Below are 13,169 nucleotides of genomic sequence, written 5' to 3'. Positions count from 1 at the left end.
CACATGATGTGCGGCACCCCGGGCATTCGCTGCTCGTGTGTGAGCTACTTGGTCCGCGCCTGGACGAGCCCTTCCGAGTCGTCCGCCTGCTCGATGCTCTCGGCCTGCTCGGCCTCATCCGCCTCGATCTGCGCCTTCGTCCGTGCGTTGCGCAGCAGGACAAAGCTGACCAGGGCGAACACACCCACCGTGATCCCACACACCATGGCGCTGGCGTGGAACCCGTCCATGAAGAAGCCGATGGCCTGATCAGCCAGCGGTCCGCCGGTCTCGGGGGGCGCCTGCTGGGCGACCGCCATCGCGCCCGGAAGCGTCTCGGCCGCGGCTTCCGCCGCCTCGGGACCGAGCGCCTCGGGAAGGACGGCGTCCTCCATCTTGTTGCGGTACACGGCGGCACCCACACTGCCGAGGACCGCGATACCCAGGGAGATACCGAACTCCATGGCCGTCTCCGACATGGCGGCGGCGGATCCGGAGCGCTCGGGCGGCGCGGTGCCCAGGACCAGGTCGGTGCCGAGTGCGAAGACCGGACCGAGGCCGCTGAACAGCACGATCATGCTCAGGACCAGCATCGACAGATCGTCGTCGGCGCCGACCGACAGCAGCATGAAGTACCCGGCCGCGGACACGGTGAGCCCGGCGCCCACGAGGTAGCCGGGCCGGAACCATTTGATGAGGGCGGGAGACGCGGCGGCCGTGACCATCATGACGAACGCCGATGGCAGCATCCACAGACCGGCCTCCATCGGGCCCTGGTCCTTGACGAGCTGGAGGTACTGGGAGATGAAGAGGTAGACGCCGCCGACCACGCCGACGCCGATGAGCAGCATCAGCAGCGTCGCGCTGAACTCACGGTTACGGAAGAGGCTCACGTCGAACAGTGGTTCGGCCAGTCGCTGCTGCCGCATGACGAACAGCACGCCGATGGCCAGACCCGCGACCAGGGTGATCAGGGGCAGCGCCTTCACACCGTCTTCGGCGAGTTCCTTGATGCTCCAGATCACCGGGATCACCGCGGCGAGCGACAGGGCGACACTGATCACGTCGACCCGGTGCGCCGACGGGGAGCGGTACTCCGGCAGCAGGAACGGCGCGGCGATCAGCAGGAGCACCATCACCGGGACCGCGAACAGGAAGACCGAGCCCCACCAGAACGACTCCAGCAGCAGACCACCGATCGGCGGTCCGATGGCGATGCCCGACGAGACACACGCCGCCCAGATCGCGACCGCCTGCGCCCGCTGCTTCGAGTCGGAGAACATGTTGGTGATCAGCGACAGCGTGGACGGCATGAGCGTCGCGCCGAAGATTCCGAGCAGGGCGCGCGCCGCGATGAGCATCTCGGCGCTGTTGGCGTAGGCGCCCAGCAACGACGCCGCCGCGAAACCGGTGCCACCGATCATCAGCAGCCTGCGGCGACCGATCCGGTCCCCGAGGGTGCCCATCGTGATCAGCAGGCCGGCGAGCAGGAAGCCGAAGATGTCGATGATCCACAGCGTCTGGTTGGCAGAGGGCTGGAGATCCGCGCCGAGATGCGGCAGTGCGAGGTAGAGGACAGTGACGTCGATCGACAGCACGAGCGTCGGCAGGGCGAGCACCGCCAGCCCCAGCCATTCCTTCGCCCCTGCCTTCTGATTCGGCGCAGGGGTGGTTACGTCCATGTGTGAAGCCTCCGTTACCTTGCCGCCGCCGGGACGTTCGTGGGTGCTTGGATGCCGGGCGACAGCATTGACCGTCTGTGCCGACCAAGGCGCCGTTGGTCGGGCATGACACTAGTGCCAAGTTTCGTCAAGTTGTGGGGATCATCGACTCCTGGCAGTTACCTGCATCGCGGCATCGCGAGAGGTACCGCGAGTGACGAAAACGGCCTCGTCCGGGTTCGATCCGCATTCCGGCAGTCAACAAGCTGCCACCGCGTTCCTGTCGCCGGCCCCGGTCTCCTGGAATGGGTTCACCGCGAACCCCCGCGGGGCCATGCGTCACCTCCGCGGTGGGGCGCGGCGGTGAGGGGGAGGCCGGGGCTGCCCGGCAGGAGGCCGAGCTCCGCGGCGCGTACCCCGGCCTGGAAACGCGAGTTCGCGCCGAGCAGCTTCATGATCTCCGCGACATACCGGCGGTAGGTGCGGACCGAGATGGAGAGTTCGCGGGCGGCGACCTCGTCGGTGACCCCGGCCCGCAACCCCTCCAGAATCTCCGCCGGAGCCCGAAGCTGGCTGTACTCGTCGAGGTCGATACGGTCCTCGACGTCCACGGCCTGGTCCCACAAACCGTCGAAGAGCTTGCCGAGTGTCGCCGTGAAGCTCGCGGCCCGGACGGCCGACGTCTGGCGGCCGGGCGGCGCGGGAGTCGTGACCATGGCCGCCAGGCCGTCGACGATCAGCACTTGGAGCGCCGGTACCCGGGCCACCCTCATCTCGATGGCCGGCAGCTTCCGTACCAGGGGTTGGATCAGTCCCGTGTCGAGCATGGCCTGGCTGGTGAGCAGACGGACCCGGACGCTCTGCCCGTGCGGGTCCGGCGCGCCGCAGGCAGCCCGCACGGCATCGATGTCACCGGCGTCCGTGACGATGACGTCGATCGACTCCGTTGCCTCGGACCCCAGTTGACGGGCCGAGTCCGCGATGGACTCGCGGTCCGCGCCGACAGCCGTGATCAGCGAGTCCTGCGCCATCCAGTTCCGGTACTTGGTGACGGTCGTCTCGATCAGACGCCGCAGCTCCAGCAGGTCCGCCTCGACGTCCTCCGCGAAGTCCTCCGTGGCGACGTCACCGTCGATGTCGCTCTCCGTTCGCAGTGGTCCATGGGTGAGCGACTTGTTCACTGCGCCTCCGCGAAGACCTGGTGGACCTGGCGCGACGGCGAACTCGACTGCCGGGGCAGCAGGCCCAGTTCGACAGCGCGTACCCCCGCCTGGAATCGGGAGCTGACGCCGAGTGCGCTCATCACCCCGGCCACCTGGCGTCGGTAGGTGCGCAGGGAGATGTTGAGCGCGCGGGCCGCCACGTCATCGGTCTGCCCTTCGCGCAGCCGTTCCAGAACCCGCTGGGCCGTGAGTGAGCACAGGCTCAGGCGCAGATGCTCCTCCAGCGGACGGGCGGTCGCCCATAAGGACGCGAACAGCATGTCGAGTGCGTGGACGGACGCGGGGTCCTTGATGATGGCGATGCTCTCGGGGAGTTCGGGGCCGGCCTTGAGGAGCGCGAGGCATCCGTCGACGATGAGGGTTTCCCCCGGTCCGTCCGTGGTCACCCGTATCTCGCAGCGCGCCTGGCGCAGTTGGGCGGCGCTCGGCACCCCGCCCCTGAGCGCGCCGGGGCCGCACAGCAGACGGACCGTGACCTGCCCCGCCGCGGGCGGGCCGACACGGTCGGCGGCGGTGGCGGCTTCCGCGCGCGGAGCCGGAGCCGTCTGCCGCCGGTGCCCCGTCAGCGCGGCGAAGACCTCCAGGGCCTCCTCGTCGCCGCCGGGCACCGAGGCGGAGACCGTCTGCTTGGCCCGCTCCAGCAGCCGTTCGATCGTGGGGCCCGCGCCGGCCTCGTCCGCACGAACCACCAAGGGTCTGCGGGCGGGGTGGTTGCGGTGCAGTGACATCGTCGAGTCGATCAGTGCGCGGGCGTCGAGCAGGGCCCGCTCCATTTGGTCGGCACCGTCCCAGGGGTCGCCCCGGTGTACCGGCCCGTGGTCGCGGGGTCCGATGCGGTCGCTGTGACTGCCGTTGAAACCATCGGTGGATACGTCACCGCTTTTCGGGCGCGGCACAGTACCCATTGCGTCCAACACAAATACCCCCGTGCTTGCGTGAGCTAAGACGCTTCAGGGTGCGATCGGGGAAGCCCGCTATGCGGATGATGAGCCCTAACAATCGGAAGCGGACATTCCGCAGTGCACCCTGTTGAAGATGAAACATTAATTAATTTATTACGCAACTACCTTGCCGAGCTACACTCTCCCCGTTGACAACTCCCCTTTTGGCGCGGCACCTTGTCGCGAACCTTAAAATAAACACCATAAACGAGTCAACGCACGCCCTCCCGTGCATCACCCGGGAACGCGGCGTCCTGCGCGATTCCCTCCCGGAGCGCCGTGGAGGTCGGCGGTGATGGCTCAAAACTCCTGCCCCGCACGGAACGTGCGCACACAGCCACCCCGCCATGTGTCCTCAGTCACAGTACCGATCCGCCCGTCGCGATGACGGAGAGCGAGCGGTACGGCAGGCCGTAACCCCCGGGATCGATATGAGCCGCCGGTACGCGCCCGGCGGCACCCGCCGCACGCCGAGCCGGGCCCGCCGGGTCCCGGCACCTCCGCGCCCGTAACCGCACCCACCCTTCCTCCCGCGCCGCCCCCTGCCCGGAAGCGGGCCCTCCTTTCGAACGACTCTTCGCAGGTTTGCTCGGTGCAGACCCCTTGACACCAAGGTGTTTCAAGAAAAAACTGAATATGCATTCACACCACTCACTCCATCTTGGAGGTGCGATGAGTCGCCGAGTCCTCGTGGCCGGTGTCGGGATGATCCCGTTCACCAAACCGGGCCGCAGTGACGCGTACGACGTGATGGGCGCCCGCGCGGTACGCGCGGCGCTCGACGACGCGGGCATTCCCTACGACCAGGTGCAGCAGGCCTACGCCGGCTATGTGTACGGCGACTCCACGAGCGGGCAGGCCGCGCTCTACCGGGTCGGGATGACCGGGATCCCCGTGATCAACGTGAACAACAACTGCGCGACGGGCTCCTCCGCGCTGTGGCTGGCCCGGCAGGCCGTCGAGTCCGGGGCGGTCGAATGCGCCCTGGCCGTCGGCTTCGAGCAGATGCAGCGCGGAGCGCTCACCACGCACTGGAACGACCGGCCGAGCCCCACCACCCGCTTCAACGAGCTGCTCGACGAGCTGCACGGGATCGACGATTCGCTGCCCCGGGCGGCCCAGCTGTTCGGGGGCGCGGGCGCGGAGTACGTCGAGAAGTACGGCGTGGATCCCCGGCTCTTCGCGAAGATCGCCGTCAAGTCCCGTACCCATGCGGCGAACAACCCGTACTCGGTGTTCCGCGACCCGGTCACGGAGCAGGAGGTGATGGAATCGCCGCATATCTTCGGCCCCGTCACCCGGCTGCAGGCCTGCCCGCCCACCTGCGGCGCGGCGGCCGCGATCGTCTGCAGCGACGCCTTCGCGCGGCGCCACGGGCTCCGGGTGGACGTGGCGTTCAAGGCCCAGGCGATGAGCTCCGACCGGCCCGGCACCTTCGACGAGAAGAGCATGATCGAGCTGGTGGGCGCGGGGCTGACCCGGTCGGCCTCCCGGCAGGTCTACGAGGTCGCCGGAGTCGACCCGCGCGATATCGGGGTCGTCGAGCTGCACGACTGCTTCACCGTCAACGAGGTCCTCACCTATGAGGCGCTGGGGCTCTGCGAGGAGGGCGGCTCGGAGAAGTTCGTCGCCGACGGCGACAACACCTACGGCGGCCGGGTCGTCGTCGGCACCTCGGGCGGTCTGATGTCCAAGGGGCATCCGCTGGGCGCCACCGGTCTCGCGCAATGCGCCGAGCTGGTGTGGCAGCTGCGCGGCGAGGCCGGGGACCGGCAGGTCGACGGTGTGACGCTGGCGCTCCAGCACAACCTCGGACTCGGCGGCGTCGGCGTCGTCACCCTCTACGAGAAGGTCTCCTGACCATGCCCCTGGACCGATCCATCATCGGAACGAAATACCCCGAACTGGTCGTCGACGTCGAACGCGGACGGCTGCGGTTCTTCGCCAAGGCGACCGGCCAGACCGACCCGGTCCACTCCGACCTCGAAGCGGCCCGCGCCGCCGGTCATCCGGACCTCCCCATCCCCCCGACCTTCCTGTTCTGTCTGGGGATGGAGGTGCCCAACCCCTTCGAGTATCTGGAGGACCTGGGCATCGACCCCGTCACCGTCCTCCACGGCGAGCAGGGCTTCGAGTACTTCGCCCCGGTGTACGCGGGCGACACGCTGACGTACTCCACCCGGATCTCCGACGTCTACGAGAAGAAGGGCGGCGCGCTCCAGTTCCTGGTGCGCAGTACGGAGGTGAACCGGCGCGGCGAACTCGTCGCACGGCTCACCGCGTCGGCCGTCATCCGCAACCGGACCGGCGAGGAGCCCTCCGTATGAGCACTCTCCAGTTGTCCCCCGGGGACACCTTCGAGCTGGACGTCCCGAAGATCACCCGGACGACGCTCGCCCTCTACGCCGGTGCCTCGGGCGACCACAACCCGGCCCATGTCGACATCGACGCCTGCCGGGCCGTGGGCATCGACGACGTCTTCACGCACGGCATGCTCTCGATGGCGTACCTCGGCCGGCTGCTGACCGGCTGGGTGCCGCAGGAACGTATCCACGCCTACCGCGTCCGCTTCGCCGCGATCACCCCGGTGAACACGGCGCCGGTCTGCCGCGGCACCGTGACCGGGGTCGCGGACGGCCTCGCCGAGCTCGACCTCACCATGAGCCTGCCCGACGGCACGGTCACCCTGCGGGGCACCGCCGTCGTCTCCCTCGCCTGACCCACCACGCACGAAGGAACTCGCATCATGGGAACCCTGGACGGCAAAGTCGCCCTCGTCTCCGGCTCGGGACGCGGCATCGGCCGCGCGATCGCGCTCAAACTGGCGTCCGAAGGCGCCTCCGTCGTGGTCAACGACCTCGACCCCGCCCCGGCCGAGGAGACCGCGGCCGATATCAAGACGGCCGGCGGGTCCGCCGTCGTCTGCGCCGGATCCGTCACGGAGGAAGGGTTCGCCGAGCGGTTCGTCGCCACCGCCGTCGAGTCCTTCGGCGGCCTGGACATCATCGTCAACAACGCCGGCTACACCTGGGACACCGTCATCCAGAAGATGACGGACGAGCAGTGGGACGCCATCCTCGACGTCCATCTGAAGGCCCCCTTCCGGATCTTGCGGGCGGCGCAGCCGTACTTCCGCAACAACCCCGTCGACTACCACCGCAAGGTCGTCAACGTCTCCTCGACCTCCGGTCTCGCGGGCAACCCGGGGCAGGCCAACTACTCCTCCGCCAAAGCGGGCGTCATCGGTCTCACCAAGACCATGGCCAAGGAGTGGGGGCGCTACAAGGTCAATGTCAATGCGGTCGCGTACGGCTGGATCCTCACCCGGATGACGGAGGCCACCGCCGCCGACAAGACGTTCGTCGAGATCGAGGGCCGCAAGCTCCAGGTCGGGATCAACCCCCAGGTCGCCGAGACGCTCGCCCGCACCATCCCGCTCGGCCGTCCCGGCACCCCCGAGGAGGCCGCGGGCGCGGTCTATCTGCTCTGCACTCAGGACGCGAACTACGTCTCCGGACAGACCCTGACCGTCGACGCGGGCCAGCGCTGAACCCCCTGCCCGGTACGTCCCCGTCCGTCCGGCCTCCCCTCGGCGGCCGGACGGGCCCCTCCCCCACACCCCCGTGCTCCGCCCCGTGACCCGTCGACGCCGCCGGGTCGTCCCTGGAGGATGACGTGTACCTCACCCAGCCGCTTCACAGAGCACTCCAGCAACTCCCCGACGCGCCGATGACCGTATGCGGTGAGCGGGTCAGGACCGCCCGGCAGATCGCGGACCGGGTCGCCCGGCTGGCCTCGGCCCTCCAGGGCCTCGGCGTGGTCGCGGGCGACCGGGTGGGGATGCTCGCGCTCAACTCCGACCGGGTCCACGAGTACTTCTTCGGATGCTGGTGGGCGGGCGCGGCGGCCCACCCGATCAACGTCCGCTGGTCCCCCGCCGAGATGGCGTACGCCGTCAACGACTCGGGTACCGAAGTGCTCCTGGTCGACGACGCGTTCACCGGGGTCGTGGCCGAGCTGCGCGAGCGCTGCCCCGGCCTGCGTACCGTCGTCCACTGCGGCGACGGACCCGCGCCCGACGGCATGGTGCCCTACGAGGACCTGGTCCGCGCCTCCGAACCCGTACCCGACGGACGGTACGGCGGCGAGACGCTCGCCCTCCTCCTCTACACGGGCGGCACCACCGGGCTGCCCAAGGGCGTGATGGTCAGCCACCGGGGGCTGCGCAGCTCACTCCACGGCTCCATGCTGGGGATGCGCAACGTCGACCGCGGCGGAGTCACCCTGCTGACCGCGCCGCTGTTCCACATCGCCGCCTTCTGCAGCTGGTACGCCCAGCTCCTCATGGGCGGGACCGTGGTGTTCCTCCCCGTCTTCACCCCCGAGGGCTTCCTCGACGCCGTCGGACGCCACCGGGTCACCACCTGCATCCTGGTCCCCCTGATGGTGCAGCTCGTCTGCGACCACCCCGACCTCGCCGACCACGACGTCGCCAGCCTGCGCAGCATCACCTACGGCGGCGCCGCCAGCTCCGACACCCTGCTGCGGCGGGCGATGGAGACCTTCCCCGGGGCCGGTTTCTCCCAGGGCTACGGGATGACGGAGACGGGTGTCCTCACCGTCCTCGGCCGTGAGGAACACACCCGGGACGCCCCCCGGCTGCGCTCCGCGGGGCGCGCCACGCCCACGGTGGAGATCGCCGTCCTGGGCCCGGACGGATCCCGGCTGCCGCCCGGGGAGGTCGGCGAGATCGCGACCCGCGGCGACCATGTGATGCTCGGCTACTGGGGGAAGCCCGAGGAGACGGCGCGGGCGCTGCGCGACGGCTGGATGCACACCGGGGACGCCGGCCGTCTCGACGAGGACGGCTATCTCTACATCGTCGACCGCATCAAGGACATGATCATCACCGGTGGGGAGAACGTGTACTCCGCCGAGGTCGAGAACGCGCTCGCCGCCCATCCCGCGGTGGCCGCGTGCGCCGTGATCGGAGTCCCCGACGACCGCTGGAACGAACGGGTCCACGCCGTCGTCGTCCTCAGGCCGGGCCGTACGGCCACCCTGGAGGACATCCAGGCGCATACGAGGTCCCTCATCGCCCGCTACAAGGCGCCCCGGTCCGTCGAGTTCGTCGACGCCCTGCCCACATCGGCCGCCGGGAAGATCCTCAAGCGCGTCCTCCGGGACACCGCGCGCCCCGGCACGCCCTGATCCCCCTGAGCCCCTTGCTTCCCGACTCCCTTCCGCACTCGTACAGGAACGTGACGACATCCATGAAGCGCACCGTCTTCACCGAGGACCACGAAGCCTTCCGGGCGATGATCCGGGACTTCATCGGCAAGGAGGTGGTCCCCCACTTCGAGGCCTGGGAGGAGGCGGGGCTGCCGCCCCGTGACCTCTTCCGCAAGCTGGGCGCCCTCGGCGTGATGGGCTTCGGCATCCCCGAGGAGTACGGCGGTCCCGGCGAGACCGGCTACAAGTACCAGGCCGTCCTCAACGAGGAGTGCGCGTACGCGGGCGTCATGCTCGGCCACTACGGGGTGAGTACCAGTATCGTGCTCCCGTATCTGCTCCACCTCGCCGACGAGGAGCAGCGGAAGCGCTGGCTGCCCGGGATCGCCACCGGCGACATCATGCTGTGCGTGGCGATGACGGAGCCCGGGACCGGCTCCGATCTGGCGGGCATCCGGACCACCGCCAAACTGTCCGGGGACGGCACGCACTACGTGCTCAACGGCGCCAAGACCTTCATCACCGGGGCCCGCAACTCCGAACTGTGCGTGGTCGCCGCCCGTACCTCCCCCGCGACGCCGGAGAACCGCCGCGCCGGACTGAGTCTGCTGGTCGTCCCGACGGACGCCGAGGGCTTCGCGTTCGGCCGCAAGCTGGAGAAGATCGGCCTGCGCTCCTCCGACACCAACGAGCTGTCCTTCACCGATGTACGGGTGCCGGTGGAGAACCTGCTCGGCGAGGAGGGCGAGGGCTTCTCGTACCTGGGGCGCAATCTCACCCGGGAGCGGCTGGCCATCGGTGTCGAGGCCGTGGCGCGGGCCCGGGCGGCCATCGACTTCACCAGGGAGTACGTCCTTCAGCGGACCGTCTTCGACCGGCCGGTGGCCTCCTTCCAGAACACCAAGTTCGTCCTCGCCGAGTGCGACACGGACACCACCGCCGCCCAGGCGCTCTGCGACCGGGCGATGGATCTGGAGGAGTCCGGCGACCTCACGCCCGCCGACGCGGCCCGCGTCAAGCTCCACGGCACCGAGGCCGCGGGCCGGGTCATCGACCGGTGCCTCCAGCTCCACGGCGGCTACGGCTATATGCGCGAGTACGCGGTGGCCCGGATGTACGCCGATATCCGCGTCAACCGCATCTACGGCGGCACCAGCGAGGTCATGAAGACGATCATCGCCAAGGACATGGGCCTGTAGGTCCCCCACCGGACGATCGTGAGGGGCCGGTTCGATAACCTGGCGCGCCCGGGGCTCTCCCCGGGACCGACGGCGGACCGGCCTCACCGGCCATCACTCAGCGGAGGGGCGAGGCGAGACGTGGCAGCGCGCCGACCACCCAACCGCAAGGCCCTCATCCGCTCCGCCGCCGCCGAACTCTTCCTGCGGCACGGCTACCACAATGTCTCCGTCGCCCAGGTCGCCGAGGCCCTGGGCATCACCCCGGCCGCGCTCTACTACCACTACCGCGGCAAGCAGGAGCTGCTCCTGCACGCGATCCAGGACGGCTTCGACACCGTCGACACCGCCATCCGCGACGCAGCCGACCTCGATACGGCCATCCGGTCCCTCGCGGCGCTGGTGACCGGCCCGCAGAGCCTGCTGATGGTGTGGGAGCGGGAGGCCCGCAATCTGGAGGGCCCCCAGCGGCTCGCCGTCCTCGAACGCCAGGCGGACATCGTGACGGACTTCGTCCCCCATCTCACGGCGGAGCGGCCCGAACTCGACGCCGCCGACTCCGAGCTGGTCGCCAGGGCCGTGCTCGGCGCGCTCGGCGGACAGTCCCAACGTCGTGGTGTCCCCGGCCGCAGGAACGAACGGCTGATCGTCCGGCTCGCGTCGGCCGTGGCCCACTGCCCGCTCCCGGAGCCGGACCCGGCCGCACGGCCGCCCCGGGGCGACGGCTACGGCACCGCGTCGGGCGTGCGCAGGCCCCGCCGGGACCAGCTCCTCACCGAGGCGATCCGGCTCTTCGACGAGCGGGGCTACCAGTCCGTCACCATGGCCGACATCGGCGAGGCCGCCGGGATCGTCGCCTCCGGCGTCTACCGGCACTTCCCCGGCAAGACCGACATGCTGGTCGCCGCGATGAACCGCGGCGGCGAGCGTCTGCGGACGAGCGCCGACCAGGCCCTGGCCCGCGCCCGCGATCCGCGCGAGGCGCTGGAGCTGCTGCTGCGCGCCCATGTCGAGGTGACCGTCGAGCACCGGCACCTCGTGGGCATCCTCACCCATGAGAGCCGCCAGCTGCCCGACAAGGAACGGGTCACCCTGCGCCGCTACCAGGCGGACTACCTCGATGTGTGGGTCCAGGCCCTGGGCGCCGTCCGGACCGGCTGGGACCCGGCGGACCTGCGGACCACGGTCCACTCGGCCCACTCGATGATCCACTTCGTGGTCCGCTCCGACTCCGCCCCCGGTCCCGCGTCGGAGGAGCGGCTGATCGCCCTCGGAACGGCGCTGCTGCTCGCCGAGTAGGCACCGGCGACTCGCCGCGCCCCTTACTGACTTTTCGATCAACAGGGCGATGGAGTACGGGGGTTTCCGTGCCCGCTCATCGTGATCTCGTACAACACTTTCGAAAACAATCATGGACAAGCGGGTTCGGAATCTTCGATACCGATAAAAGATTCAGTCAACCTCCACCCGACTTTGGTCATTCTTTGCCGTTTCATAGCCCATGGATTTCTTTCCCTTGACGCTGTCCGGGGGGCGGCCTCCGCCTCGTTCACCAACCTCGTGGGCCGGACCCGGCCCACGAGGCCGGTTGGCACGCCAAGGCAAAGGAGTCTCGGCATGATCCGCCTTTCCGGAGCGGCTTTCCCACGCTGGGCGGCGACGCTGGGGGCCACCGCGCTCCTGGTCGTCGCGGCACCCGCGCAGACCGCGAACGCCACGGTGCTCACCTGCGGTCAGACCGTCACGACCAGCGTCGTCCTCAGCGCCGACCTGCTGAACTGTCCGGGTGACGGGCTCGTCGTCGGCGCCGGCGGTATCACCGTCGACCTCAACGGACGCACGATCGACGGGGTCGGTCTCGGCGCCGGGATCCGCAACAACGGATTCGCCGGCGTCACCCTCACCAACAGCGCGGCCGCGCCCGGCCGGGTGCAGCAGTTCGACTACGGTGTACGACTCAACGCCGGTACGGCGGGCAACATCGTCGAAAAGCTCACCATCCAGAACAATGAATTCTCCGGTATCGAACTCAACTCCGCCCACACCAACAACCAGGTGCGCAACAACCTCATCGACCGGCAGAGTCACCGGGGTATCACGATCATCGGCGGATCGGGCAGCAATGTGATCACCGGCAATACCCTCACCGCCAATCAGGGGCAGGGCGCGTACGTCCAGAACTCCGCGGGCAACCGGATCGAGGGAAACCGGATCACCGGCAGCGGAGGCAACGCCCTGGCCCTGGAGGGCTCCGGCACCAACAGTCTGCTGGTCAACACTCTCGGCACCAGCGGCGACGCCGCCGTGACCCTGCGCCTGGGCTCGAACAACAACCTCGTCCAGGGCAACACATCGGACCGGAGCGCCGACGCCGGGCTGATCGTCGCCGACTCCACCGGCAACCGGGTGCTCTCCAACACGCTGCGGAACGCCGGGGACAGCGGCATCGTCCTCCAGGCGGCCCACCACACCACGGTCACCGGCAACGACGTCAGGGGGAACACCGGCGGTATCGAGCTCAGCTCCGCCAACAACAACCTGATCCAGTCCAACAACGCCAGCAACACCACCGGGATCGGGATCCAGCTGGGGCTCTCCCTCAACAACGAGCTCCGGCGCAACGACGCCAACAACAACGGCGCCCAGGGCATCTACGTCGTCGGGGACGCGCCCGCCGCGACCGGCAACCGGCTGATCGAGAACACGACCAGCGTCAACCAGAGCGACGGAATCTCCGTCTCCAAGGCCGCCCACACCCTCCGGGGCAATATCGCCCGCGACAACAAGGGCTGGGGCGTCTCCGCCGACCCGGGCAATATCGACGGCGGCGGCAACCGGGCGAGCGGCAACGGCCAGGCGGCGCAGTGCAAGAACGTGGTCTGCGTCCCCTGAGACGCCGCCGCGACACCCGGCCGCCGGGCCCGCCCCCTCCTTACCACGGCGGGCCCGGCGGCC

General features: G+C 69.3%; 11 protein-coding genes. 8 read left to right on the top strand and 3 right to left on the bottom strand.

Going from position 1 to position 13,169, the window contains the following annotated elements; all coding sequences use genetic code 11:
• Positions 1 to 44 precede the first annotated feature (44 nt).
• The 3 genes from ACFXG1_RS32020 to ACFXG1_RS32010 all read right to left on the bottom strand — a co-directional run bounded on the left by ACFXG1_RS32020 (position 45) and on the right by ACFXG1_RS32010 (position 3,759).
• Positions 45 to 1,661, bottom strand: coding sequence for an MFS transporter (locus tag ACFXG1_RS32020; protein ID WP_384716330.1), 1,617 nt, complete (start codon positions 1,659 to 1,661; stop codon positions 45 to 47).
• A 290-nt stretch (positions 1,662 to 1,951) separates the two neighbouring features.
• Positions 1,952 to 2,821, bottom strand: coding sequence for a response regulator transcription factor (locus ACFXG1_RS32015; RefSeq protein ID WP_384745707.1), 870 nt, complete (start codon positions 2,819 to 2,821; stop codon positions 1,952 to 1,954).
• On the bottom strand, positions 2,818 to 3,759 hold the full coding sequence (locus tag ACFXG1_RS32010; RefSeq protein ID WP_384716324.1) for a LuxR family transcriptional regulator: 942 nt from the start codon (positions 3,757 to 3,759) through the stop codon (positions 2,818 to 2,820). Before ACFXG1_RS32010 ends, ACFXG1_RS32015 begins: the two co-directional genes overlap by 4 nt.
• A gap of 717 nt (positions 3,760 to 4,476) precedes the next feature.
• On the opposite strand from ACFXG1_RS32010, the gene ACFXG1_RS32005 reads away from it, so the two are divergent.
• From ACFXG1_RS32005 to ACFXG1_RS31970, 8 genes are all read left to right on the top strand, one after another.
• Positions 4,477 to 5,664 (top strand): lipid-transfer protein, encoded by a 1,188-nt coding sequence (locus ACFXG1_RS32005; protein WP_384716321.1) that lies wholly within the window; start codon positions 4,477 to 4,479, stop codon positions 5,662 to 5,664.
• Positions 5,665 to 5,666: 2 nt separating this feature from the next.
• On the top strand, positions 5,667 to 6,131 hold the full coding sequence (locus tag ACFXG1_RS32000) for a MaoC family dehydratase N-terminal domain-containing protein (RefSeq protein ID WP_384716318.1): 465 nt from the start codon (positions 5,667 to 5,669) through the stop codon (positions 6,129 to 6,131).
• Complete coding sequence (locus ACFXG1_RS31995; protein WP_384716315.1) at positions 6,128 to 6,523, top strand: MaoC/PaaZ C-terminal domain-containing protein; 396 nt, start codon at positions 6,128 to 6,130, stop codon at positions 6,521 to 6,523. Before ACFXG1_RS32000 ends, ACFXG1_RS31995 begins: the two co-directional genes overlap by 4 nt.
• A gap of 27 nt (positions 6,524 to 6,550) precedes the next feature.
• Positions 6,551 to 7,354, top strand: coding sequence for an SDR family NAD(P)-dependent oxidoreductase (locus ACFXG1_RS31990; protein ID WP_384716312.1), 804 nt, complete (start codon positions 6,551 to 6,553; stop codon positions 7,352 to 7,354).
• 125 nt (positions 7,355 to 7,479) lie between these two features.
• Entirely contained in the window at positions 7,480 to 9,015 is a 1,536-nt protein-coding gene (locus ACFXG1_RS31985; RefSeq protein ID WP_384718304.1) for a long-chain fatty acid--CoA ligase, read from the top strand.
• Positions 9,016 to 9,077: 62 nt separating this feature from the next.
• Positions 9,078 to 10,235 carry an acyl-CoA dehydrogenase family protein gene (locus tag ACFXG1_RS31980; RefSeq protein ID WP_384718302.1) on the top strand — a complete coding sequence of 386 codons (1,158 nt, stop codon included), beginning with the start codon at positions 9,078 to 9,080 and terminating at the stop codon, positions 10,233 to 10,235.
• Between the two features lie 120 nt (positions 10,236 to 10,355).
• A complete protein-coding gene (locus tag ACFXG1_RS31975) occupies positions 10,356 to 11,513 on the top strand; it encodes a TetR/AcrR family transcriptional regulator (RefSeq protein WP_384718300.1) in 1,158 nt (385 codons plus the stop codon).
• A 318-nt stretch (positions 11,514 to 11,831) separates the two neighbouring features.
• Positions 11,832 to 13,106 carry a nitrous oxide reductase family maturation protein NosD gene (locus ACFXG1_RS31970; protein WP_384745702.1) on the top strand — a complete coding sequence of 425 codons (1,275 nt, stop codon included), beginning with the start codon at positions 11,832 to 11,834 and terminating at the stop codon, positions 13,104 to 13,106.
• Positions 13,107 to 13,169: the final 63 nt, after the last annotated feature.

Origin of the sequence: Streptomyces sp. NPDC059248 (assembly GCF_042753905.1) — a bacterium.
Classification (GTDB): Bacteria; Actinomycetota; Actinomycetes; order Streptomycetales; family Streptomycetaceae; genus Streptomyces.
The sequence above is the reverse complement of the archived record's forward strand: the minus strand, read 5'-3'. Positions and strand labels throughout refer to the sequence as shown.